This is a genomic window from Xanthobacter cornucopiae (assembly GCF_043195065.2).
Taxonomy (GTDB): Bacteria; Pseudomonadota; Alphaproteobacteria; order Rhizobiales; family Xanthobacteraceae; genus Xanthobacter.
Genome location: NZ_CM195531.1, coordinates 2930378 through 2954473, shown reverse-complemented (window position 1 = coordinate 2954473; position 24096 = coordinate 2930378). Strand labels below are relative to the sequence as shown.

The 24096-nt window shown below is 69.2% G+C and carries 21 protein-coding genes and 2 pseudogenes; 10 read left to right on the top strand and 13 right to left on the bottom strand.

All coding sequences use genetic code 11. The annotated features are described in order from the left end of the window. Positions 1 to 149: 149 nt before the first annotated feature. On the bottom strand, positions 150 to 1043 hold the full coding sequence (locus V5F53_RS13005; protein ID WP_393997922.1) for a branched-chain amino acid aminotransferase: 894 nt from the start codon (positions 1041 to 1043) through the stop codon (positions 150 to 152). A 246-nt stretch (positions 1044 to 1289) separates the two neighbouring features. Here V5F53_RS13005 and V5F53_RS13000 point away from each other — a divergent pair, with 246 nt between their 5' ends. The 6 genes and pseudogenes from V5F53_RS13000 (at position 1290) to V5F53_RS12975 (ending at position 6438) form a co-directional block, all read left to right on the top strand. Next, on the top strand, positions 1290 to 1850 hold the full coding sequence (locus V5F53_RS13000) for a MarR family winged helix-turn-helix transcriptional regulator (RefSeq protein ID WP_393997923.1): 561 nt from the start codon (positions 1290 to 1292) through the stop codon (positions 1848 to 1850). A gap of 171 nt (positions 1851 to 2021) precedes the next feature. Next, positions 2022 to 2744: a response regulator gene (locus tag V5F53_RS12995; RefSeq protein WP_393997924.1), complete on the top strand. Its 723-nt coding sequence runs from the start codon at positions 2022 to 2024 to the stop codon at positions 2742 to 2744. Continuing rightward, positions 2741 to 4129, top strand: a complete 1389-nt coding sequence (locus V5F53_RS12990; RefSeq protein ID WP_393997925.1) for an ATP-binding protein — start codon at positions 2741 to 2743, stop codon at positions 4127 to 4129. Before V5F53_RS12995 ends, V5F53_RS12990 begins: the two co-directional genes overlap by 4 nt. 66 nt (positions 4130 to 4195) lie before the next feature. Next, the gene (yihA, locus tag V5F53_RS12985) at positions 4196 to 4858 is read left to right on the top strand and encodes a ribosome biogenesis GTP-binding protein YihA/YsxC (protein ID WP_393997926.1); all 663 of its coding nucleotides are present in this window, start codon (positions 4196 to 4198) and stop codon (positions 4856 to 4858) included. A gap of 269 nt (positions 4859 to 5127) precedes the next feature. Further along, positions 5128 to 5801: pseudogene (locus tag V5F53_RS12980) on the top strand (IS5 family transposase); the annotation flags it as partial. A gap of 388 nt (positions 5802 to 6189) precedes the next feature. Further along, positions 6190 to 6438 (top strand): transposase, encoded by a 249-nt coding sequence (locus V5F53_RS12975; RefSeq protein WP_393997927.1) that lies wholly within the window; start codon positions 6190 to 6192, stop codon positions 6436 to 6438. 313 nt (positions 6439 to 6751) lie between these two features. Here V5F53_RS12975 and V5F53_RS12970 read toward each other — a convergent pair. The 3 genes and pseudogenes from V5F53_RS12970 to V5F53_RS12960 form a co-directional block, all read right to left on the bottom strand. After that, positions 6752 to 7003: pseudogene (locus tag V5F53_RS12970) on the bottom strand (alpha/beta hydrolase); the annotation flags it as partial. 1118 nt (positions 7004 to 8121) lie between these two features. After that, the gene (locus V5F53_RS12965; RefSeq protein WP_393997929.1) at positions 8122 to 8313 is read right to left on the bottom strand and encodes a hypothetical protein; all 192 of its coding nucleotides are present in this window, start codon (positions 8311 to 8313) and stop codon (positions 8122 to 8124) included. 340 nt (positions 8314 to 8653) lie between these two features. After that, on the bottom strand, positions 8654 to 9328 hold the full coding sequence (locus V5F53_RS12960; RefSeq protein ID WP_393997930.1) for a cold-shock protein: 675 nt from the start codon (positions 9326 to 9328) through the stop codon (positions 8654 to 8656). A 577-nt stretch (positions 9329 to 9905) separates the two neighbouring features. Here V5F53_RS12960 and V5F53_RS12955 point away from each other — a divergent pair. Continuing rightward, positions 9906 to 10553, top strand: coding sequence for a nitroreductase family protein (locus V5F53_RS12955; protein WP_393997931.1), 648 nt, complete (start codon positions 9906 to 9908; stop codon positions 10551 to 10553). Positions 10554 to 10559: 6 nt separating this feature from the next. Here V5F53_RS12955 and V5F53_RS12950 read toward each other — a convergent pair whose 3' ends face one another. After that, positions 10560 to 10805, bottom strand: coding sequence for a hypothetical protein (locus tag V5F53_RS12950; protein WP_393997932.1), 246 nt, complete (start codon positions 10803 to 10805; stop codon positions 10560 to 10562). A gap of 203 nt (positions 10806 to 11008) precedes the next feature. Between V5F53_RS12950 and V5F53_RS12945 the strand changes: the two genes are divergently transcribed. Next, positions 11009 to 12616 carry a gamma-glutamyltransferase family protein gene (locus V5F53_RS12945; protein WP_393997933.1) on the top strand — a complete coding sequence of 536 codons (1608 nt, stop codon included), beginning with the start codon at positions 11009 to 11011 and terminating at the stop codon, positions 12614 to 12616. Positions 12617 to 12706: 90 nt separating this feature from the next. On the opposite strand, the gene V5F53_RS12940 is transcribed toward V5F53_RS12945, so the two are convergent. Next, positions 12707 to 12901 carry a hypothetical protein gene (locus V5F53_RS12940; protein WP_393997934.1) on the bottom strand — a complete coding sequence of 65 codons (195 nt, stop codon included), beginning with the start codon at positions 12899 to 12901 and terminating at the stop codon, positions 12707 to 12709. A 139-nt stretch (positions 12902 to 13040) separates the two neighbouring features. After that, positions 13041 to 13628, bottom strand: a complete 588-nt coding sequence (locus tag V5F53_RS12935) for a CarD family transcriptional regulator (RefSeq protein ID WP_393997935.1) — start codon at positions 13626 to 13628, stop codon at positions 13041 to 13043. Between the two features lie 571 nt (positions 13629 to 14199). On the opposite strand from V5F53_RS12935, the gene ahcY reads away from it, so the two are divergent. Continuing rightward, on the top strand, positions 14200 to 15597 hold the full coding sequence (ahcY, locus tag V5F53_RS12930; protein ID WP_393997936.1) for an adenosylhomocysteinase: 1398 nt from the start codon (positions 14200 to 14202) through the stop codon (positions 15595 to 15597). A gap of 266 nt (positions 15598 to 15863) precedes the next feature. On the opposite strand, the gene rimM is transcribed toward ahcY, so the two are convergent. Both rimM and V5F53_RS12920 read right to left on the bottom strand, forming a co-directional pair. Continuing rightward, positions 15864 to 16415, bottom strand: a complete 552-nt coding sequence (rimM, locus tag V5F53_RS12925) for a ribosome maturation factor RimM (RefSeq protein ID WP_393997937.1) — start codon at positions 16413 to 16415, stop codon at positions 15864 to 15866. Positions 16416 to 16489: 74 nt separating this feature from the next. Then, complete coding sequence (locus tag V5F53_RS12920; protein WP_393997938.1) at positions 16490 to 16915, bottom strand: OsmC family protein; 426 nt, start codon at positions 16913 to 16915, stop codon at positions 16490 to 16492. A gap of 158 nt (positions 16916 to 17073) precedes the next feature. Between V5F53_RS12920 and V5F53_RS12915 the strand changes: the two genes are divergently transcribed. After that, a complete protein-coding gene (locus V5F53_RS12915; protein ID WP_393997939.1) occupies positions 17074 to 18525 on the top strand; it encodes an FAD-binding oxidoreductase in 1452 nt (483 codons plus the stop codon). A gap of 435 nt (positions 18526 to 18960) precedes the next feature. Here the strand turns inward: V5F53_RS12915 and V5F53_RS12910 are convergent, their stop codons facing one another. The 4 genes from V5F53_RS12910 to V5F53_RS12895 all read right to left on the bottom strand — a co-directional run bounded on the left by V5F53_RS12910 (position 18961) and on the right by V5F53_RS12895 (position 24009). After that, positions 18961 to 20193, bottom strand: a complete 1233-nt coding sequence (locus tag V5F53_RS12910) for an MFS transporter (RefSeq protein ID WP_393997940.1) — start codon at positions 20191 to 20193, stop codon at positions 18961 to 18963. A gap of 111 nt (positions 20194 to 20304) precedes the next feature. After that, entirely contained in the window at positions 20305 to 22359 is a 2055-nt protein-coding gene (locus tag V5F53_RS12905) for a SpoIIE family protein phosphatase (RefSeq protein ID WP_393997941.1), read from the bottom strand. Next, positions 22359 to 23273 carry a hypothetical protein gene (locus tag V5F53_RS12900; RefSeq protein ID WP_393997942.1) on the bottom strand — a complete coding sequence of 305 codons (915 nt, stop codon included), beginning with the start codon at positions 23271 to 23273 and terminating at the stop codon, positions 22359 to 22361. Before V5F53_RS12900 ends, V5F53_RS12905 begins: the two co-directional genes overlap by 1 nt. Then, on the bottom strand, positions 23263 to 24009 hold the full coding sequence (locus V5F53_RS12895) for a hypothetical protein (RefSeq protein WP_393997943.1): 747 nt from the start codon (positions 24007 to 24009) through the stop codon (positions 23263 to 23265). The genes V5F53_RS12900 and V5F53_RS12895 overlap by 11 nt, the downstream gene beginning before the upstream one ends. Positions 24010 to 24096 lie beyond the last annotated feature (87 nt).

Genomic DNA, 24096 nt, shown 5'->3' with positions numbered 1-24096 from the left:
GGCCAGGGTCCGCAACGGAAAAGCTCCACAACGGAAAAGCCCCGCGCCCGGTGGAGGTCCGGACGCGGGGCGGAACGTCATGTCACTTCCCGGTACCCCCGGCCTGTGCCGCCGCCCGGGGTGGGCGGCGGATGCGGGGGCAGGCCGGCTCAGGCCGCCTGCTTCTTCGGCTGGACTGCGGCCGTGTAGGCGTCCATGAGCTGGTGGGTGATGCCCGACGGCGTGAAGTGCCAGTCGGCGATGGCACCCACCGGGGTCACCTCGGCGGCGGTGCCGGTGACGAAGCATTCGGAGAAGGTGGAGAGCTCCTCCGGCTTGATGTGGCGCTCGATCACCTCGATGCCGTGATGACGGGCGAGGCCGATCACGGTCTTGCGGGTGATGCCGTCCAGGAAGCAGTCGGGGGTGGGGGTGTGGATCACCCCGTCCTTGACGAAGAAGATGTTGGCGCCGGTGCATTCGGCCACGTAGCCGCGATAATCCAGCATCATGGCGTCGGCGAAGCCGCGCCGCTCGGCCCGGTGCTTGGAGATGGTGCAGATCATGTAGAGGCCGGCCGCCTTGGCCTTGCACGGAATGGTCGCCGGATCGGGCCGGCGGAACTCCGCGAGGTCGAGGCGCAGGCCCTTCTGGCGCTGCTCGGGATCGAAATAGCTCGGCCACTCCCACACCGCGATGGCGAGGTGCACGGTGTTGTGCTGGGCGGCGACGCCCATGGCCTCGCTGCCGCGCCAGGCCACCGGGCGGACATAGGCGTCCACGAGGCCGTTCTTCTCCAGCGTCGCCTTCTTGGCGGCGACGATGTCGGTCATGGAATAAGGGATGGTGAAGTCCAGCAGCTCCGCCGAATGGCGTAGGCGCTCGGCATGCTCGATGGATTTGAAGATCTCGCCGCCATAGGCCCGCTCGCCCTCGAACACGGTGCTGGCATAATGCAGGCCGTGCGAGAGCACGTGCACTTTGGCGTCCGCCCACGGCACGAAGGCGCCGTCGTACCAGATCCAGCCATCGCGCTGATCGAAGGGGACACCCGGTGCACTCATTTTCTTCGCTCCTGTTCAGGCCGCGTCGTCCGCGCGGCTTTCTCCCACGTCTTCCGCCAGTACCGGCGCCAGCATGTGGCGCGGAGCCTTTGCAGCGGTCGTCCGTGGGAATATCTTTACGCCGGCTCCAGGGTCTGGCAACCAGCGGGCTGCGCCGCGAAATGATCGCTCGCCTTCGGGCTCGACGGCGACCGATCATTTCGCGAAACTGCTGTTCTAAGTAACGATCACACCGAAAAAGTCAATATGGCTGACATAAACACCGCCCTCGCGCCGGCCGATCCCACCGCGCGCACCGCGTCGGAGGACATCCGGGACGGTGTGCCGCTGGTCGATCTGGTCGAGCTTTTGTTCTTCGCCTACAGGGACTTCGTGGGCGATCCGGACGAGATCCTGGCGCCCATCGGCTTCGGCCGGGCGCATCATCGTGTGATCCACTTCGTGAACCGCAACCCAGGCATGCGCGTCACCGATCTGCTCGACATCCTGCGGATCACCAAGCAGAGTCTCGGACGGGTGCTGCGCGAGCTGGTGGACGAGGGCTTCGTGGAGAGCCGGGCCGGCGCCGCCGACCGGCGCCAGCGCCTGCTCTATCCCACCGCGAAGGCGGAGCAGCTGGCGCGGGACTTCCTCGGCATCCAGAGCCGGCGCATCGCCCGCGCGCTCGATGCCTGCGGCCCGGGATCGGAAGAAACCGTGCGCCGCTTTCTTCTCGCCATGATCGATCCGGAGGATCGCGCTTCGGTGGAACGCCTGATCCAGCGGGCCGATCGCGCCCGCCGGGCCAAGGGCCCCCAGGGGGGGTAAGGGGCGAAAAGGGGGCTGAGCGGCTCCGGACGCCTGAAACCGCCTCTGCCGGCTTGACGCGCAGCGCCCGCGCCGTGCACAGCCGGAGCCACCCCGGGGCCGGCGCTCCGGCCCGGCAGCGCTGCCCCACAGCGCCGGTCCACCCGCACTGGTCCATGAGGGAGCCCCGTAATGTCTGAGCCGACGGCCGAGACCCGCCCTGCGCCGCAGCTGCCGGACGACGTGCCCCATCTGCTGGTGGTGGACGACGACACCCGCATCCGCACCCTGCTGTCGCGCCTGCTGGTGGAGAACGGCTACCGCGTCACCACCGCCGCCTCAGCCGCCGAGGCGCGCGGCCGGCTGGAGGGGCTGACCTTCGACCTGCTGGTGCTGGACGTGATGATGCCGGGGGAGAACGGGATCGATCTTGCCCGCGCGCTGCGCCGGACCTCGGCGGTGCCGATCCTGATGCTGACCGCCCGCGCCGAGACCGAGGACCGCATCACCGGCCTGGAGGCCGGGGTGGACGATTATCTCGCCAAGCCGTTCGAGCCGCGCGAACTGCTGCTGCGCATCGGCTCCATCCTGAAACGGGCCCTGCCGCCGCCGCAAAAGGCCATCGAGAGCGTGCGTTTCGGCGACTTCACCTTCCATCTGGAGCGCGGCGAGCTGGCGCGCGACGGCGAGATCGTGCGCCTGACCGAGCGCGAGCGCGACATGCTGCGCACCCTGGCCGAGGAGCCCGGCGAGACGGTGCCGCGCCTGGCCCTGGCCGGCGGCGGCGCCACCAGCGAGCGGGCGGTGGACGTGCAGGTGAACCGCCTGCGTCGCAAGCTGGAGCGGGACCCAGCCAATCCGGTCTACCTGCAGACGGTGCGGGGCATCGGCTACCGGCTGGTGGTCACGCCTTGAGCCTCGGGGCGCGCGGCCGGTCGGGGCTGAAGGGCGTGGGCCATGCCCTGAAGGAGGCCAACCACCGTTTCGGCCACTGGTTCAACCGGGTGACGCCGAAGGGGCTTTATCCGCGCTCGCTGCTCATCATCGTCACGCCCATGGTGCTGCTGCAATCGGTGGTGGCGTTCGTGTTCATGGAACGCCATTACAACACCGTGACACGGCGCCTGTCGGCGGCCGTCAGCCAGGACATCTCGGCGGTGGTGGCGCTCTATCGCGAGCTGCCGCCCACCGACGACTATGCCGCCCTGCGCCGCATCTCCTGGCGCAATCTCCAGCTCAACGTGGCGGTGCTGCCACCCGACCCGCTGCCGCCGGCCGGCCCCAAGCCCTTCTTCTCCGTGCTCGACAGCGCCCTGTCGCGGGAGATCGGGCAGAGGGTGACCCAGCCCTTCTGGGTGGATACGGTGGGGCGCTCCAACCTCATCGAGGTGCGGGTGAAGATGGATGACGCGGTGCTGCGCATCTTCGCCCAGCGCAACACCGCCTATGCCTCCAATTCCCATATCTTCCTGCTGTGGATGGTCGGCACTTCCCTGGTGCTGCTGACGGTGGCCATCCTGTTTCTGCGCAACCAGATCCGGCCCATCGAGAATCTGGCGGACGCGGCGGAGGCGTTCGGCAAGGGGCGGGACGTGGAGAACTTCCGTCCCCGCGGCGCGCGCGAGGTGCGGCGGGCGGCGGTCGCCTTCCTGGAGATGAAGCGGCGCATCGAGCGGCAGATGGAGCAGCGCACCACCATGCTCGCCGGCGTGTCGCACGACATGCGCACCATCCTGACCCGCTTCAAGCTGGAACTGGCCTTCCTGCCCGACAATGGCGACACCGCTGCGCTCAAGAAGGACGTGGACGAGCTTCAGGGCATGTTGGAGGCTTATCTCGCCTTCGCCCGCGGCGACCCCGGCGAGCAGACGGCGTTGACCGACATGGGAGCGGTGATCGAGGATCTGCGCCAGAACGCGGAGCGGGACGGTGCCACGGCGCGGGCGAGCTTCATGGGGCCACCGCTGGTGGAGGTGAAGGGCGAGCAGCTCAAGCGCTGCATCGGCAATCTGGTGAGCAACGCCGTGCGCCACGCGGACACGGTGGAGATTTCCGGCGCCCGCGACGCCCGCTGGCTGATCGTGACCGTGGACGACGACGGCCCGGGCATTCCCGAGGAGAAGCGGGACGATGTGTTCCGCCCGTTCCTGCGCCTCGACGATGCGCGCAACCAGGACGAGGGCGGGTCGGGGCTGGGCCTGTCCATCGCCCGCGACGTGGCGCGGGCCCATGGCGGCGACATCGTCCTGGCCGAAAGCCCGCTTGGCGGCCTGCGCGCCACGGTGCGTATCCCGGTCTGACCGCGCCGGGGTGGCGCCGTGGTGCGCGCGCCTTGCGTTGTCGCTCCGGCTCTAGGATAAGGCGCCATGACCGAAAGCGCTTCCGACACCGTGCCCGGGGACGATCCGTTCCTGGAAACCGGCCGCCTGATGTTCGCGGCCGAGTGGCAGTTCATCGCCGCCGCCCCCACCACCGACGTGCTGCCGCCCATGCAGGGGGTCGAGGTGGCCCTGGCGGGGCGCTCCAACGTGGGCAAGTCGTCCCTGGTGAACGCGCTGACCGGCCGCAAGGCTTTGGCGCGGACCTCGGTGACGCCGGGCCGCACCCAGGAGCTCATCTTCTTCCGCGCCCAGCCCGAGCTGACGCTGGTGGACATGCCCGGCTACGGCTTCGCCAAGGCGCCGAAGGAGAAGGTGGATGCCTGGACCCGCACCATCCGCGCCTATCTGCGCGGGCGGGTGAACCTTGGGCGGGTGTTCGTGCTGATCGATTCCCGCCATGGCATCAAGCCGGTGGACGAGGACATCCTGGACCTGCTGGACAAGGCGGCGGTGTCCTACGCCATCGTGCTCACCAAGGTCGACCAGGTGAAGCCGAGCGCGCTGCCGCAGGTGATCGCCGGGGTGGAGGACAAGATCCGCCGGCGTCCGGCCGCCTATCCGCAGGTGTTTCCCACCTCCAGCGAGACCGGAGCCGGCTTTCCCGCCCTGCGCGCGGCCATGGCGCGGCTGGTGGCGGAGCGCAGCTAGGCGGCGTCCCCTTAGAACACCCGCCAAAACCATTTGTTAACCCAATTTGGCCGAGCCTCGGGCATGGTCAAGACGCTCCTGCCCGATGCCTTGTGGGCGGAAATCGCTCTGTTGTTTCCTGCCACAGCGCCACGCCGAAGGGCGGGCGGACGCTGGTGGGGAACCGCGAGGCGCTGATCGGCATCCTGTTCGTGCCCTAGGGCCTGTCTGCATTTGATGATTCCGATCATGGGTGAGTTCTGATTCAAGGCTGGCGAAGGAGCCAGCTCATGGGCAGACGCACGCTGAGGGACGATCAATGGGAGCGGATTGCGAACCATCGTCCTGGCCGGCTTTCTGGCCGGGATGGGCTGCGTGGGCGCAGCGGGGTCGACAATCGGCTGTTCGTGGATGCCATTTTGTGGAGGGCGGGCAATGCAGCACGCTGGCGTGATCTGCCGGAGGTGTTCGGCACATGGAGCGGGGTCCATGCGCGGTTCCGCCGTTGGTCGCACGCTGGCGTTTGGGAGAAGCTGTTCCATGCGATGGCCGACACGCCGGACTTCGAATACGTCCTGATCGACAGCACGATCTCGAAGGTCCACGCCGATGCAAGTGGCGCAAAAGGGGGGCTGAAGCTGCCGCGATTGGCCGTTCGCGTGGCGGGCTGACGACCAAGCTACACGCTGCGGTCGATGCCATCGGACTGCCGATCCGTATTCACCCGACGCCGGGACAACGTGGCGACGCTCCACAGGCGCTGGATCTCCTGAAAGGCCGGCGTGGCGTCGGTCACGTCATCGCCGATGCTGCCTCCGATGCCGATCCGCTGCGCATCTTCATTGCCGATGATCTCGGCGCAACGGCGCAGATCAAGGCCAATCCCAGCCGGACCCGAAAGCCTATAATCGACTGGCGGCTCTACAAAGAGCGCCATCAGGTCGAGTGCTTCTTCAACAAACTCATACCAAAGGCCCATGAGCGTGACTCATGGGCCTTTGGTCAAGCCCGCGCGGCGCTTGAGCGGACCCACTTGGCACCGGTCGAAGACCGGGGCCGATGGTATCAAACGCTTCCGTCGGATTGCCCTGCGCTGCGACAAAACGATCTCCGCATTCATGGGGTTCGCCCATCTCGCATGCCCAATGATCTGGCTACGCGAAATGCAGACACAACCTACACCGCGATCCCGTGGGAACGGCTGCCGTTAGAGGTGGCTAGATACTCTGGCATGGTCTGCTGGTGACGGCTGCGGGCCTGACAGGATGCCGGCCTGTGGGACGAGATCCACCCCCGCATGCTGGAGCGGCTGAACCTCGCCGGCGGGACCGGCGGGTCGCGCGCCAGCGTCGATGTCTTCTCCGTGCCCGCCAAAAGGAGGCGGCGCGATCGGGCCGAACCCGACCGACCGCGGCAAGACGGGTACCAAGCGGCACATCGTGGTCGACCGAAGGGGCCTGCCTCTCGCCGTCGTCCTGACCGGAGCCTGCCGGGACGACAGCAGGGCGCTGACCTCGGTGGTCGACGTGGTCCATCCCGTTCGCCAACCGCGCGGCCGGCCCCGCAAGCGGCCTGAAAAGTTCGATGCCGACAAGGCTTAGACTTTGCCCGTTGCCGCAAAGACCTGCGCAAGTGCGCCGTCACGCCCCCATCGCCCGTCGCGGCATCGAAAATTCAGAGCATCTCGGCAAGCACTGTTGATGGTCGGACGCACCTTCACCCGGATCAACCCGTTCCGCCGCCGCGCCATCCGCAACGGGCGCACCGCCGATCTCTACCGCGCCTTATGCGGCCACGCCGCTGCTATCATAGGCTTCAGAGCCCTCTGCAGGTTTGGTTAGGCGCGCTTAAGACCACGGCTGGAGTGAGGCTTGCGCGAATGGGGGGCGCAGGCGCTCCACCCGAGCGGCGTCATCAGAAATCGGACAGGAAGGCATCCACCGGCTTCAGGGCCTGCTCGGTGATGGAGCCGGGAAAGCCGGTGAACACATGGCAGCCGCCGGGATAGACAGCGAGCTCGGTGGCGTTGCCGGCGGCGAGCCAAGCATTGGCCATGAACCAGGCATTGGCCATGAACCAGGCATTGGCCATGAACAAGGTGTCGTTGAGGAGCGGATCGCGGGTGCCCACCGTGAACAGCGCCTTGGGCCGCCCCTTCAGGTTGGCCGCCCCGTTCACCCGCAAGCGGAGCTATGCCGTCAGCCGGCGGCGCCACAATCTGCGCAACGCCGTCGAACGCTGCTTCAACCGCATCAAACCCGCGCGCGGCCGCGCGACGCGGTGCGATCGCAGGCCCGGTAATTTCCTCCCCGCCCTCGGGCCTGCGGCAACACCATCTGGGGCGAGCCGTTGAGGGGTTACCCTGGTGCGGTCCCGCGAGGAACCCGGCTGCGCGTCTGGTTGGTATCCTGACCTCATGGCAGGACATGTTCGGCTGGCACCGGCTGGCCGCCCGGCGCGATGTTCGGCCTGGTGTTGCGTCCGCCCGTCGCCGGAGGCGCCAGTGTCGCGGGTGCGGGCGGGCGTCGCCTGGTCGCCAGACCTCGCGGGCTGTGGGCTTCGGCGGTGCGGTGATGGTCTCACGCGGAGATCGCGGGCCAGAGCCATGCCGGGGCCGGGAAATTCCGGTTCGATGGGCGAGGACGAGACGGCGGGCGAGTGGTTGGCCATCCTGGGTGGGGCGCCGTCGTCCGCCGTCTCTTTGGGCGGCTGGGGGCACCTCGCGGAGTCTCTACCGGCGACTCTGGAGCACGGCGCCCTTGCGCGCCTTGCCTTGCGCGCCTCGCGTTTGTGCCGGGGGCGTGCGGGGCTCGCTTGCCCGTCCGGGATGGTCGGCACGCGCTGTGAAGGCTCCGCGGCTGCGATTGCGGCGCGGTCCTCTGGGAGCGTCCGGTGTTTCGACCGTCGGCAGGCGTGGGGCGGGCAGGGATGAGCGGAGCGGGATGGAGCAGGCGCCCCGGCAAGTCGTCGCCGTCCCGCCGCTGTGCCGCGCGTGAGGGACGAACTGGAGTGAGGTGGCTGCGGACGTGGCGGCAAGGCAAGGGGCCGGCCGCCGGCTGTCTGATCGAAGGTGGCCCGTGCGTGGGTCTCGGGCGGGGCCTTGAGAAGGCGAGGCTCACCGGGGGGATGTCGGCACGCGGGATATCGGCGCTCGGGTGCGATCCGCCGATGGGGCCGGGTGGCGAGAGGGTGTCACATCGCCCCGTGCGGGTACGTCAAAACGCGGAAGGGGCTCGGCGGCCCTATGGCGGCCGCGAGAGCCCCTCCGTCTCAGGGCGTCGAGCTCAGGGACTTTCGTGCTCTTCCTGGATCAGGGCCTCGGCGGCGGCGATCGCGCCCTCGAGTTCCGAGATCTTGCGAAGCATGCCGTCGGAAGGAAGGGTGTTGCTTTTGGCGGCAGTCAGAAGAAGGTCGCGCTGGGCTGTTTTGAGACGTTCAAGGAGACGCGAAAGATCGGCCTCTACCGTTTGCGTCATGTTGTTTTGGTACTCCGAAAGAGAGGGCGAGGGGAACCGCAGCGTGTTCCTGCCGCCTGGTGTGTCCTGCGCCGGGATTGTCCGGGCCGCCCTGAAGCCCGTTGGATCCCGCGCGGGCCTCATGCTCCGCTCCGAGGCTGCCGCCCGCCACTTGCCGCGACTGAGCGCGCGCGAGGCTGCGCTCAGGCTTGGATGGCGAGGCCTGGCTTCCCCGGCGCGGCGGTGTCGCGCATCCGCCATGGCGCCCCTGCGACACCGCCGCTGGGCCGTGTCGCACCGCCAGTCGAAATGCCTGCGCGCACCACCGTTGCCGATGGTGCGCGCAAACTGGTCTCTACACTCAGTCGGCCAGCTCGATGCCGCGGGCCTCGGGGCCCTTCGGACCCTGGCCCACCTGCACCACGACCCGCTGCCCTTCGGCGAGGTCGGTGAGGCCGGAGCGGGAGATGACGGTGACGTGCACGAACACGTCCTTGCCGCCGCCTTCCACCGCGATGAAGCCGAATCCCTTGTCGGGATTGTACCACTTCACGGTCCCCACGCGCTCTTCGGTGGGACCGCTGGGGGCGCGGGAGCCGCCGGCGCCGCCGAAGCCGCCGGCACGCGGAGCGGCGCCGCCGCCGGGACCGCCAAAGCTACGACGCGGGGCGGGAGCCTCGGCCGTGGAGGTGTCGACTTCAAGCACCTCGGTGACCTGGCGGCCCTTCTGGCCCTGGCCCACCTTCACGGAGAGCTTGGAGCCGGGAGGCACGCTCTCCTGGCCCGCCGCCTCCAGGGCACGGGCATGCAGGAAGACGTCGCCCGACCCGTCGGACAGCTCGACGAAGCCGAAACCCTTCTCCGGGTTGAACCACTTCACCGTGGCGTCGATGGGCGGGCCGGACGGGGCAGGGGCACTGAAGCTGCTCGGCGATGAAAACGGACGGTCCCCTCCGAAGCCGCGATCACGCGGCGGCGCAAAGTCGTCGTCAAAGCCACGGCGGCGCGGCTCTCGGAAGTCTCGGTTACGGCTCATGTGTATTTCCGTTGAGGTCAGTCGCCAATTTGGGCTTAGGGCCATCCACCACTGCTGAATTAAAATGCGTCTACTGTGCAGTTCAACTTGCACATCCCGGGCGTTTCAACTTCCGCCTTCGCATAACGCTCAACCCAGCCACCCGCTTCTTGCCTCGTAGCCTAATGGACAAGGCCGGATTTCAGTGCCCAAACAACTCGCGTGCACATTCCTGCCGGCCAGCTGAGAAGCTAACACACATTTGGTTCCATTTGGTACATGAATGTTGAAGTCTTGCACTCCCGCGGGCATTTCCGGCGGGAGTGGCAGGCGGAAGCCGGTCATGTGCCGGCAAAGGGAGGGTTGCCGGATGAGATCCGGGCCGGGCGACACGCGGGCCCCGGCGACGCATGGCCCTGCAATCCAACGCTGTTTCAGCGGCTTGGCTGATTATTCACAGTGTGGCTCGCGTATCGCCTTCCGGGTTTATCCGGAGTCCCGCCGATGGGGTTATCACGAAAAGTTGATCCCTTGGATGAGGCCTTGCACATGGCCGTGGGGTCGGCCACTGATCGCCCCTGATTGGAAAGGCTTCGTTATGAGCGCCGGATCACAACCCCATGCGCACTCTGCCACCCCGCCGGCCCACGGTGGCCAGCCGCTTCCCATCCAGCCGGTGCCGGAGGCGCTGGAGCTGCTGGAGCGCCGGCGCTCCCTTCCGCTGCGATCTCTGGTGGGGCCGGGGCCTGATGCCGCCACGCTCGATCGCATGCTCGCCGTCGCCGCCCGGGTGCCCGACCATGGCCGGCTTGTCCCGTGGCGCTTCATCGTCCTGGAGGGCGCGGCGCGCGTGGTGGCCGGGGACCGGCTCGACGCCCTCTATGCGCGGCAGACTCTCGAGCGCCCGGCGGAGAAGGCGCACATGTGGCGCGACTACCTGCTGCGGGCGCCGGTGACGGTGGTGCTGGTGAGCCGGCCAGACACAGCAGCGAAGATTCCGGTGTTCAACCAGGTGCTGTCGGCCGGCGCGGCGGGCATGAACCTGATGGCGGCGGCGGAGGCGCTCGGCTTCTCCGCGCTCTGGCTGCTCAAGTGGCCGGGCCGCGACCCGGAGGCGGCGGCGTTGCTGGGCGTCGGCGCCGGCGAGAGCGTGGCCGGCTTCTTCCACATCGGCCGTCCGGCGGAGCGGGTCGCTGATCGGCCGCGGCCCGCGCTCGATCAGGTGGTGACCCGCTTCACGCCGTGACCAGGCCTACCGGCGCAGGGGCTCGGCCTTGGCGGCCTTGCGGAAATAGGCCACCGACCCGTAGACGCCGACCAGGCCGAACAGCGCCATCAGGCCGTATTCGCCGAGGTCGCCCAGGTTGAGCAGGCCGGCCACGGCCCAGCCGGCGGCGACGGCGGTGGCGACGGCCTGGGTGGCGATGAGAATCGCCGCGCTGCCCACGGTCAGCACGTTGTTCCAGTTGATCGCGCCCGAACCGGCCGGCTGCGTCATGCGTCTCTCCTCGTCCTGTCGCCGCGTCCGTCGCCGCTCTCCCGCCGCGCTGGCGCCCGGCCTTCACGCCGTGCCCGCGACCAGTTACACACAGGGCGCGCAGCCGTGGCAATCCGCGCGGACCTTGGCCCGGCGACCGCGCGCGGTCAAGGCTTGCGTTGCGCCTGCCGTCCCTCCTTCCTGTCCGTCTGGAGACCGTCGTCATGCTGCCTGCCAGCGCCCATGAGAGTGTCCACGCGCGCCATGGCGTCGTCGCCGCGCCCCATGCCCTGGCGGTGGAGGCGGGGCGGCAGGTGCTGGAGGAGGGGGGCAATGCCATCGAGGCGGCGCTGGCGGCTGCCGCCACCGTCGCCGTGGTGTATCCGCACATGAATCACCTGGGCGGCGACGGTTTCTGGCTGATTCGCGAGCCGTCCGGCCGCGTGCGGTATCTGGAAGCCTGCGGTCTCGCCGGCCGGGAGGCGTCGATCGCCCATTACCGGGACCTGGGGCACGAGGCGATTCCCTTTCGCGGTCCGCTGGCGGCGCTCACGGTGCCGGGCGCCGTCGGTGGCTGGGGGCTGGCGTTGGAGGCGGCACGGGCCCATGGCGGCCGGATGACCTTGCCGCGCCTGCTGGAGACAGCGGTCCGTTATGCGCGCGAGGGAAGTCCGGTGACCGGCTCGCAGGCGCGCCTGACCGCCGAGAAGGCGGATGAGCTGAGGGATGCGCCCGGGTTTGCCGAAGTGTTCCTGCCCGGTGGCCGGGTGCCGGCGCCGGGCACGCCGCTGCGCCAGGAGCGGCTGGCCGACACCCTGGAGCATCTGGCGCGGGCGGGCCTTGAGGACTTCTATCGCGGCGACGTGGGCCGGGAACTGGGCGCGGACCTGGAGCGCATCGGCAGCCCGGTCCGGCGGGAGGATCTCGTCGCCTTCGCGGCGCGCGAGCGGCCGCCGCTGCGGGTGAGCCTGCCGCAGGGGGAGGTGTTCAACGCGCCGCCGCCCACCCAGGGGCTGGCCTCGCTGCTCATCCTCGGCCTGTTCGCGCGCCTGAAGAACGAGGGCGCGGAGACCTTCAGCCATATCCATGGCTTGGTGGAGGCGACCAAGCAGGCGTTCCTGGTGCGCGACACCGTGGTGTGCGATCCTGATCGGGTGACGGCGGACCTCGGCCGGCTGCTGTCGGCACCGGACATCGATGCGCGCGCGGCGCGCATCGATCCCGCGCGGGCGTTGCCGTGGCCGCGTCGGGCGCAGCCGGGGGATACCATCTGGCTTGGCGCGGCGGATGCCTCGGGCCTGGTGGTCTCCTACATCCAGTCCATCTATTTCGAGTTCGGTTCCGGGTGCGTGCTGCCCGCCACCGGCGTGCTGATGCAGAATCGCGGCGCCAGCTTCTCCCTGGATCCCAAGGCCTTGAATGCCCTGGCCCCGGGCCGGAGGCCGTTCCACACCCTCAATCCGGCGCTGGCGGTGCTGAAGGACGGACGGGTGATGGGGTATGGCACCATGGGTGGGGAAGGCCAGCCGCAAACCCAGGCGGCGGTGTTCACCCGTCACGTGCTGTTTCAAGTGCCGCTCGGTGAGGCCATCGCCCGGCCACGCTGGCTGCTGGGGCGCACCTGGGGCGCTGCGGAAACGCGGCTGCGCCTGGAATCGCGGTTCGAGGAGGGGCTGGTGGCGCGCCTGGAGGCGGCGGGGCATGATCTGGTGGTGCTACCGGAAGCGTATTCCGACACCATGGGCCATGCCGGCGCGGTGGTGCTGCATGCCCGTGGCGGCCTCGAGGGCGCCCATGATCCGCGCGCCGATGGCGGCGCGGCGGGGGCGTGAGACGGGAAGGCCTTGGACCGAAGCCCGCGCGGTGACCCCCGGGGGACCGTCCCCGGCGGCTGCCGGGGACGGTGCATGGCCTGAGGCCGGTCAGCGCTGACCGTGACTCGGGTCGTCCTTTTTCTGCGGATTGGCGTGGCCACCCTGCTGGGGCTGCGCCCCCTTCTGGCCGGGAACTTGCGCCTGTTGCTGCTGCCGCCCGGCGTCACGCGGAGCGGCCGGAGTCTGCGGCTTCTGGTTCGGGTTGGATGACGAGGGACGCTGCTCCTGGTCGCGCATGGTCATGTTCGATGCTCCAACTAAGCCCCGCATAGGCAACGCGCCGGGGCCGGGAGGGTTCCGCCGCCGTCCGGGTCCTGGCTGCAAAAGCAAAAGGCCCGGCGGTGCCGGGCCTTGAGGGGAACACGCAGGAACGGAGGACGTCTCAGGCGGCCTCTTCCGTGTCCAGGTCCCCGTCGATCTCCGCTTCCTCGGACGCCTTGGCGGCGTTGCGGCGAGGGCCCTTCAGCAGGTTCTGCTCAATGAGCTTCACCGCCTCGGTCTCGGTCAGGTTCTGCACCGCCGAAAGCTCACGCGCCATGCGGTCGAGGGCGGCCTCGTAGAGCTGCCGCTCGGAGTAGGACTGCTCGGGCTGGGTCTCGGAGCGGTACAGGTCGCGCACCACCTCGGAGATGGCGACGAGATCACCGGAATTGATCTTGGCTTCGTATTCCTGGGCGCGGCGGCTCCACATGGTGCGCTTGATGCGGGCACGGCCCTGGAGGGTCTCGAGCGACTTCTCGACGATATTGGTCTCGGAGAGCTTGCGCATGCCGACGCTGGCGATCTTGGGAACGGGGACCCGCAGCGTCATCTTGTCTTTTTCGAAGGAGATAACGAACAGTTCGAGCTTGAAACCGGCGACTTCCTGTTCCTCAATGGCCATGATTCGGCCGACGCCATGCGACGGGTAGACAATGTGCTCACCCGTCTTGAAGCCGAGACGGGTCTGCGCGTTCTTCTTGGTCGTCATGCTCTTGACCACTCCCGATCCGGCCCGGGGGCCGGATCTGTTGGCGCGCGGGACGTCCCTGGTCCGGTTACCGGGACGTGGCGCGCCGTGCGCTGTGGACATGGGTCGCGGCCGGACGCCCGACGACCCGCTCTTTCAGCCGAAGGCCATAAACAAGCTGCCGCGTCACGCCATCTCGCGGCTGACACGCAAATCTCTCCGCGACAGCCCCATGAAGGGGTCTCGCGGGCCCTGTTCCCGTCAGTTGGGTGTTCCCGAGATCGCGCGAAGGTCAACGCGCCTGCAGCATTTCGTGGAAGCAATCGACTGTAAAGTGCCGTATATCACAATTTTTGTAAGAATCAAAGCGCGCCTGTCGTCAATCCGACCAGCGGCGCATGGGCCGCAGCGGCGCTCCCAGGGACTTCGGCCCCGTTCATGAACCCGTTCATGGAATCGATATAAACATTTCTTTATGTGTTGATTGCCGTCTCTCCTCCGACGTGCTAATTGCCCGCTCCAGAGCCCGATCCCGCGTCCCGTCCTTGCCTGCGCGGTGTCCTGGCGGCCGATTTCTTGCGGAGCTTAAGTCATGAGCAACGATTACCTGGTCAAAGACATCAACCTTGCCGACTGGGGCCGCAAGGAGCTGGACATCGCCGAGATCGAGATGCCCGGCCTCATGGCCACCCGCGCCGAATACGGCCCCGCGCAGCCGCTGAAGGGCGCCCGCATCGCCGGCTCGCTGCACATGACCATTCAGACCGGCGTCCTCATCGAGACGCTGAAGGCCTTGGGCGCCGACGTGCGCTGGGCTTCATGCAACATCTATTCCACCCAGGACCATGCCGCCGCCGCGATAGCCGCCGCCGGCACCCCGGTGTTCGCCGTGAAGGGCGAGAGTCTGGAAGAGTATTGGGAATACACCCACCGCATCTTCGAGTGGGCCGACGGCGGCACGCCGAACATGATCCTCGACGACGGCGGCGACGCCACCTTGCTGGTCCATCTGGGCAAGCGCGCGGAAGAGGGCGACACCGCCTTCCTCGACGGCGCCACCAATGAGGAAGAGGAAGTGCTGTTCGCGGCCATCAAGCGCCGCCTGAAGCACAAGCACGGCTGGTACACCCAGCTGGCCAACAACATCCGCGGCGTGACGGAAGAGACCACCACGGGCGTGCATCGTCTCTACGAGATGCAGAAGAAGGGCACCTTGCTGTGGCCCGCCATCAACGTGAACGACAGCGTCACCAAGTCGAAGTTCGACAATCTCTACGGCTGCCGCGAGTCGCTGGTGGACGGCATCCGCCGCGGCACCGACGTGATGATGGCCGGCAAGGTGGCCATGGTTGCCGGCTTCGGCGACGTGGGCAAGGGGTCGGCCGCCTCGCTGCGCAATGCCGGCTGCCGGGTGATGGTCTCCGAGATCGATCCCATCTGCGCCCTGCAGGCGGCGATGGAAGGCTATGAGGTGACCACCATGGAAGATGCCGCGCCCCGCGCCGACATCTTCGTGACCGCCACCGGCAACCTGGACGTCATCACCGTGGACCACATGCGGGCCATGAAGGACCGCGCCATCGTCTGCAACATCGGCCACTTCGACAGCGAGATCCAGGTCGCCGGCCTGAAGAACCTGAAGTGGCACAATGTGAAGCCCCAGGTGGACGAGGTCGAGTTCCCCACCGGCCGCCGCATCATCCTGCTGTCGGAAGGCCGCCTGGTGAATCTCGGCAACGCCACCGGCCACCCGAGCTTCGTGATGAGCGCCTCCTTCACCAACCAGACCCTGGCCCAGATCGAGCTGTTCACCAAGCCCGGCCAGTACGAGAAGAAGGTGTACACGCTGCCCAAGTCGCTCGACGAGAAGGTGGCCTCGCTCCACCTGGAGAAGATTGGCGTGAAGCTCACCAAGCTGTCGGACGTGCAGTCGGCCTATATCGGCGTGCCGCAGACCGGCCCCTTCAAGCCCGAGCATTATCGCTACTGATCCGCGTTTCGCGCGGATGCGGACGCCGGCCTTCGGGCCGGCGTTTTCGTTTGCGCTCCGGCGCCGGCGGACGGGCCGGCGGAAGCGGGCCTGCCCACCGGCTCGGCCTTGCGGCCCCAGGCGGGCGGCGCGTGCATGCCGGGCCGGGCTCAGGCGTCCCGCGGATGCAACCGAAGGCCCGGCACCCACGCGCCAGCCGCTGGCGCACGGGCCTTCAAGCGCCTCAGCTTTTGGCGCTCCGGCTCTGGGGGCCTCGGCGCGTGGTGTCAGTCGCCGGTGTCCTCGCCCGGCTCCGGCCGCTCCGGAGCGATGTCGATGAAGTCGGCGGCCATCACCACCCGCCCGCCGGCGACATCCACCACCGGCACCGCCACCCGGGTGAACGGCACCATCAGGGTGCGCCCGCGCGCGGCTTCCACAGGGGCATATTCCAGCACGTCGCCGGCACCGAAGTCGTGCAGGGCGATGACGGTGCCGATGGCCGCGCCGGCCTCGCTTTCCACCCGCAGCCCGATCAGGTCGGCATGGTAGAAGGTGTCCTCGTCTTCCGGGGCGGGCAGAGCCTCGCGCGGAACGTAAAGGTCCACGTTGGTCAGCAGCTCGGCGGCATTGCGATCGTCCACCCCCTTGAGGCGGGCGACGAAGTGATCCTTGGCCGGCCGCAGCGTCGTGATCGCGAAGCTGCGGCGGCCGGCGGCGTCGGTGAGCGGGGCATAATCCAGCACCGCGCCCGGGTCCTCGGCGAAGATGAACAGCCGCACCTCGCCCTTCACGCCATGGGGAGCGCCGATGCGGGCGATGAGGATGCGGTCGGTCACGGGGCACTCCGGGGCTGATGAAACCGCCGCATCTTCTTCCCCAAGACAGGGCAAATTGGAAGCCCGAAGGCGGCTCAGGGCTCCAGCGCGGCGTCGAGGCTGATGTCGGCCCTGAGCAGCTTGGACACCGGGCAGCCGGCCTTGGCCTTGGCCGCCAGCGCCTGGAAGGACTCGGCCGTGGCGCCGGGGATCTGCGCCCGCAGGGTGAGGTGCACGGCGGTGATGGCGAAGCCGTCCGCCTGCTTCTCCAGCGTCACTTCGGCCCGGGTCTCCATGCGCGCGGCGGTGAGCCCCGCCTCGCCCAGGATCAGCGACAGGGCCATGGTGAAGCAGCCGGCATGGGCGGCGCCGATGAGCTCTTCCGGATTGGTGCCGGGCTTGCCCTCGAACCGGCTGGCGAAGCCATAGGGATAGTCGCTCAGTGCCCCGCTGGCGGTGGAGATGGCGCCCTTGCCGTCCTTGATGCCGCCGCTCCAGGCGGCGCGTCCGAAAGTCTTCATGAATGCGGCTCCCAGCCGGTTCCGCGCGACACGGCCGCGCCTGGCCTGAACGCCGGGCGTGGCGCCCGGTTCCGGTGCGGCTGCGGCGCTTGAGTGCGGCAGTCGAGTGCGGCAGGGGGGCGCTTGCGAAGGCGCGGGGGTTCGGGCACTTTGCCGCCATGTCCACAGCTGCTCCCGCTCCCCTGCTTCTCGACGCCGCGCGCCTCACCGCCCTGCTCGACCGCATCGCCGCGCGCATCGGCGCCCGGCACGTCGTCACCGATGCCGATGAGGTGGCGCCGCACCTGGTGGAAGGCCGCGGCCTCTACCAGGGCGCCACGCCGGCGTTGCTGAAGCCGGCGGACACCGCCGAGGTCGCGTTCATCGTGGCGGAATGCGCGGCGGCGGGCGTGCCCCTGGTGCCGCAGGGCGGCAACACCGGGCTGGTGGGCGGGCAGGTGCCGTTCGGCGCGCTGCTGCTGTCGCTGTCGCGCCTCAACCGCATCCGCGACCTCGACGCCACCGACCTCACCATCGTGGCGGAGGCGGGCTGCACCCTGCACCAGGTGCAGCAGGCGGCGGCCGACAAGGGCTGCCTGTTCCCGCTCTCCATCGCCTCCGAGGGCACCTGCCAGATCGGCGGGAACCTCGCCACCAACGCCGGCGGCACCGCCGTGCTGCGCTACGGCAACATGCGGGAGCTGGCGTTCGGGCTGGAAGTGGTGCTGCCCGACGGGCGCATCTGGAACGGCCTGTCGCGGCTGCGCAAGGACAACACCGGCTACGACCTGAAGGATCTCTTCATCGGCGCCGAGGGCACGCTGGGCATCATCACCGCCGCCGCGCTGCGGCTTTATCCGGCGCCACGGGCGCGGGCCACCGCCTTCATCGGCCTGGTGGATGCTCAGGCCGCGCTGGCGCTGCTCAACCGGCTGCGCAACGTGGCCGGAGACGCGCTCACCGGCTTCGAGTTCCTGCCCCGCTTTGGCCTGGAAACGGTGCTGAAGCACGTTCCGGGCACCACCCGCCCGCTGGCCGGCGACCACGCTTTCTATGTGCTGGCGGAGCTGACCTCCACCCGTCGCGACGACGATCTCGCCACCCTGGCCGAGAGCGTGCTGGGCGAGGCGTTCGAGGCCGGGGAGATCGAGGACGCGGTGATCGCCGCCAGCGAGGCCCAGGCCCAGGCCCTGTGGAAGCTGCGCGAATCCCTCTCCGACGCCCAGAAGTTCGAGGGCGGCTCCATCAAGCACGACGTCTCGGTGCCGGTGTCGAAGGTGCCGGAATTCATCGAGGAGGCGAGCCGGCTGTGCGTGGCGCATATGCCGGGCCTGCGCCCTTGTCCGTTCGGCCACATGGGCGACGGCAACATCCATTTCAACATCAGCCAGCCCGTGGGCATGGACAAGCAGGCCTATCTCGACACCTGGGAGGAGTTCAACCGGCTCGTCCATGACCTGGTGGCGAAGCTCGGCGGCTCCATTTCCGCCGAGCACGGCATCGGCCTGTTGAAGCGCGAGGAAATCAAGCTCTACAAGGACCCGGTGGCGATCGAGGTGATGGCGGCACTGAAGCGCGCCCTCGATCCGGCCAATCTCATGAACCCCGGCAAGGTGCTGCCCCCGGCCTGAGGCCGGGGCCGCCCCCGGTGGCGGCGAACAACCGGGTGGCTCCGCGGCATGCGCCAGGCGCACGCCTTTCACATGCCGTCGCGCCGGGCATCGTCTGGTACGCCGGGCGGTTCAGGGCGATGGCGGAGCCGGGCGGGCTATGGGCTTTGGCGGCGGGCCCGGCGTAGCGCCTGACGCCGGGCGCCGGTCGTCGGGTGCCAGTCCCTGGAGCCCTCGCCTCCAGCCCACGCGGGGGCGGCCGGCCCCGTGCGGAACCTCCCGCCGCGACAAACCCTGCGCAGGGCCAGCGCTGCCCGGTGGGTTTTCCCGTGAACGCCCGTCGTGAACGCCCTCGTGAACGCCCTCGTGAACGCCCTCGTGGACGCCCGTGGAGTGCCGGGGGACTTCAGCGGACGTGCCCGCGTGACGGCGGCTTGGAGGCTGTGAGGGGCGAGCCTATGGGCCTCGCGGCGAAGGGGGCCGGGGTGGCCGGCGCACGCCGAAGGCGGTCACCGTGCACAGGGCCAGCGCGGTGGCGCTCACCACATAGACCAGCCGTGGCTCATGGTGGTCGAGCAGCAGGCCGTAGACCAGCGGGCCCACCAATCCTCCCACGTCATAGCCCGAATAGACCACGCCGAACACCTTGCCGGTGGCCCCATCGGGGGTCGCCCGTCGCACCAGCACGTCGCGGGACGGCATGGTCAGGCCGACGCTGAAGCCCATGGCGGCGAGCAGCGCTACCGTGATCCCCGGCGGCACTTGGGCCAGCGCCACCGCGAACCCGAGCGCCGCCGCCGCCGCGAGTCCGCCCATGGCGACCCGGTGGTGATGCAGGGCGCGGTCCGCAACATGGCCGCCCAGCGCCACGCCCGCGGCATTGCCGAGCTGGTAGAGCGTCACCGCGAGCGTCGCCAGCATCACGGAGGCGCCGAAGCCCTCCTGCAGGGTGACCACGGAAAAGCCCTGCACGCCCGACAGCGCCACCGAGGTCAGCACGAAATAGATGAAGGCGATCAGCACCACCGGCATGGCCAGCACCTGCCGGAACGATGGCGCGCCGGAGCGGCCGGGCGCCGCGCCGTCCGCCCCGTGCGGGGCGACGTGCAGGGCCGGGCGCAGGGTGAGGAGGCCGAGCGCCACCACCACCGCGCCGCCGCCCATGACCATGAGCGCGGCGCGCCAGCCGAAGGCGAGGCCCAGGCTGCCGGAGGTGAGCTGGGAGAAGGCGAAGCCGATGTTGCCGCAGATGACGTGGGTGGCGAAGGCCCGCCCCAGCCGCCTGTGGTCCACCCGGTGGGTGAGGATGGACAGGTCTGCCGGGTGATAGACCGAGTTGCCCAGCCCGGCGAGGGCGGCAAGCGGCAGCAGCGCCTCATAGCGCGGAGCAAATCCCATGGCGACGGTGGCGGCGCCCTGCAGCAGCATGCCGCCGATCAGGAGCCGGTCGGCGCCGAAGCGGTCCACCAGGACGCCGGCCAGCACCTGTCCCACGCCGGAGCACAGGAAATAGATGGAGAGGATGAGGCCGAGTTCCACGAACGACGTGCCGAGGTCGTCGCGCATGAACAGGAACAGCGGCGCCAGCGCCAGTTGCAGCATGTGGCTGGTGAAGTGCGCGAGCCCGACCGCGCTGATGGTCGTGAGCTCCCCGGGCAGGCGGGGGCTTTCCTGGACGTCCACGGACACTTGGCTTCCTCCCTGGCGCCTTGCGCAAAGGCGAGCGCGCGCCGCGGCGATGCCGCTGCGCACACGCGGATGTGCCCCTGGACTGTCGATATCTTCAGCCCGCCCTTATGTTCAGGCGGTGCGTTTGGTTCCCTTGCCGCCGAAGTAGCGCAAGGTCAAGCAGGTGATGTCGTCGGCCTGCGGCGCGCCGCGCTCGAACACATGGACCGAGGCCAGCACCCGTTCCGACAGCTCCGGGACCGACCAGTCGCTGGCGCCGGATTTCAGGAGCGTCTCCAGGCGGTCCTCGCCATAGGCCTGCTCGTCCACGTCGAACGCCTCGGTGACGCCGTCGGTATAGAGGAACAAGGTGTCGCCGGGCTCCAGGTCGAGCGTCCCCTGGGCGTAGACGAAGCCTTCCAGCACCGCCACCGCCATGCCCCGGGTGCTGGGCACGGTGGTGACCTCGCCGGCCCGGGTGACGCGATAGGGCAGGTTGTGCCCGGCGTTCACATACGAGACGCGCCCGGTGTCGAGGTCGATGACGCCGTACAGAACGGTGACGAACAGCATCTGCTCGTTCTCCACCGCCAGCAGGTCGTTGAGGCGGCGGATGCAGCCGGCCGGCGAGCGCTCGAACAGCGCGGTGGAGCGCAGCAGGGTGCGCGAGATGGCCATGAACAGGGCCGCCGGCACACCCTTGCCCGAGACGTCCGCCACCACGAAGCCGAGCGTGCTCTCGTCGATCATGAAGTAGTCGTAGAAGTCGCCGCCGACCTCGCGGGCGGGGGTCATCTGGCCGTGCACGGCGACGCGGGAGTCGGGCGGGAACTCCTTGGGCAGGATGGCGAGCTGCACCTGGCGGGCGATCTCCAGCTCCTGCTGGAGGCCGGCGAGCTTGGTCTTGGTGATCAGCGCCTCGCGCAGCTCCACCACCATGGAGGACAGGCGGGTGTGCTGCTCGACGATGCGCCGGGAGAGATCGTGCAGCACCCGGGCGACGCGCTTCAGCTCGTCGTCCTGCTCGGCCTTGGAGCCGTTGGCCAGCAGCGCCAGCACTTCCTCGCGGTCGGTGGGATCGATGGAATCGGCCAGTGCCTTGAGCTCGCCGGAAATCACGCCCTCCTGGCGGCGGCGCACGCGCTCGCGCTGGCGCCGGCTCTCGGCCAGGGCCTGGACGTTGCGGCGCAGCGCCACCACCGCGGAGGCAATGCGGCCGATCTCGTCGGAGCCGGCGTGGTCCACGGTCACCGAGGTGTCGCCGCGCGCGAGCGCCTGCAGCACGTCGATGGCCGCCTCCAGCGGCCGGAAGCTGTACCACAGGAACACGTTGAGCCCGATCACCGCGAGCACGACGAGGATGATCGCCCCGGTTCCCGCCGCCTGGCGGATGAAGTTCGAGGCCTTGAGCGTCTCGGTGGTGTCGATGAGGCTGACCAGCGCGCCGATGGTGCTGCCGCCGATGTCCTCCACGGGAATGGAGACGAGATTGTAGTTGCGCGAATCGAGGGTGATGCGCTCCGCCAGCGGCCGGCGCGGGGTGATGGACAGCTTGGCGCGCTCCCACAGGCGCATGTCGGTGCTGGCCACCACGCGCCCGCGCACGGTGACGAGGGTGGTGGACGCGCCGATGCCGCGGGCGAAGCGGTCCATGCCGATGCTGGCGTCGCGGCCGAGCACGATCACCGACATGCCCTTTCCAGGCAGCACCACGGTGCGGGTGGCGAGCACGATGATGCGGTTGGCGGCGATCTGCCGGAGGCCGCCGACCGCCTCGCCCTTCAGCGCCCGGTCGAGGCTGTCGGCATCGAGGATGCTGCGGTTGTGGGCGGCGCCGCCGACGCTGAACAGCAGCTCGTGATCGGCGCCCACGACCTCGAAGGAGGTGTCGGGATCGGAGGTGTCGACGCCGGCATCCTTCAGGGCGGCGGAGATCCCGGGGCGGTCGGAAAAGCCGAGGGCGATGCGGAACGCCGACGACCCGTCCACCCGCTCGAGGATGCGCGACAGGTTGGAGGTCTGGAACGCGACGATCTCACGCCAGAGCACGCTCTCGCCGGCGATGGCGACCTCGCCCTCGCGCGTCTCCGCCACGCGGTCGAGCAGGATGGTGACCGACCAGACGCCGAGCATCAGGGCCAGGAAGCCGAGGGCGACGATCAGGGTGATGCGGGTGCGCAGCAGCATCAGTCGCCCCGTGCCGGTTCGTGGCCGGCGGACAGCTCCAGCTCGGCGTCGGTGATCCGGCGCGGAGGCTGTCCGTCGTCGTGGCCCGGCCGCGCTGCGTGGGACGGCGCTCCGGACGGCTCCCGGTCCGGTCCGAGCACGTCCCGCCGCAGGCGTTCCAGGTCGGGCCGGATGCTGCCGTCGAAATCCACGGCCAGCAATTCCTCGGCGTAGGCTTCGAACACCGCGCGGCGTTCGCGCACGTGCCGGTTGCCGTGGGCGAGGGCGCGGAACGCGCGGCCCACCGTGCCGCGGGGCAGGGTGGCGCGGCTGCTGGCGCTCTCCGGCTCGAAATCCCCATCGATGGCGCGGCGCAGCGCGGCGCCGAGCCGGGCCTCGGCGCGGTCGAGGGCGAGACCCACGGTGACCCCCGCCGCGAGGGCCGCGAGGGCGGCGAAGATGAACACCGCCACCGCCGCCTTCACGCCCACATTGGCGAACTCGTCGGAGAGGGCGGCGGGATTGGTCACCACCTCCACGGTGGCGATGGTGGCGCCGTTGACGACCACCGGCGCGCTCGCCGAATCGAGGCCCGGGTCGGAGCCCACGGCGGCGCGGATCTCCCGGCCATCGGTGCCGCGCAGCACGATCTGGGTGATGCCCGGCGTGCCGGCCAGGGTCTCGGTGAGGTGGCTCTCCACCCCCGGCAGCAGCTTCAGGGGAATGCCGAAGCGTGCGGCCTTCTCGAATTGCTGGGCCAAGGCCCGCGCCACCGAGGTGCCGATCACCAGCGCGTCGCGACGGGCGCTGCCCTCCACCCGGGCCTGATAGGCGGTGGTGAGGGTCGCGGCGGCGATGCCGCCCACCAGCAGGGTGACGACGAACGCGACGATGCTGGTGATCAGCCGCGCCCGCCCGGGATCATCAGGCCGCATCGTCGAGCGCTCCGAGCTGGCCGAGACCGCGGTCCACCCGCGCCTCCGCCTCGATCCAGCTGTGCTGGGCGTCGATGGCGAGCTGGGGCAGCGAGCCCTCGGCCGCCGGGCCTGCGGTCTCGCCGGACAGGATGCGGGCGACCTGCTCGAACGGTCGCGACATGAGGAAGCTGAAGATGAGGGCGGCGATGGCGGCGGTCACCGCGCCGCCGGCGACGAGGGCGAGCGCGAGGCCGGCCAGGCTGAGGCTGAGGGATTCGGCGCGGGCGAGGCGCGCGCGGTCGGAGACGGTGACGGATATGCCCCCCGCCAGCCCGAGATCGTTCTCGAAGCGGGTGCCGAATACGGTGTCGCCCCGCTCCACCGCCTGCCAGATGCCGGTGCTCGCCAGCCGCCGCACCCAGTCCGGCGCCACGCTCTCGCCGATCAGGCCGCGGTCGGTGGAATAAAGGGCGCGGCCGGCGGCGTTGAAGATGTCGATGGCGAGCACGGAGGGGTCTCCCGCCTTTTCCCGTTCGATTCGTTCCTGCAGCGTCGAGATCTGCTCCAGGGTGAGGCCGATGGAGAGATTGGCCTCGGTGGCGGTGCGCAGGGTGGTGAGCAGATTCGCCACGCGCGCCCGCTCGATCTCGACGCCGACGCGCTCGCTCGCGGCGAAACAGATCAGGGCGACGGCCACCACCGTGGCGACCACCGCCGAGATCACGACCAATGCCAGCCGGCTCACGAACGTCATGGAATATACTTTGCTGAACCGATGGCCGGGACGTTAGACGCCCCTGCGCGGCCAAACCAGAAAAAACCGCACGAAAGCAAAAAAACC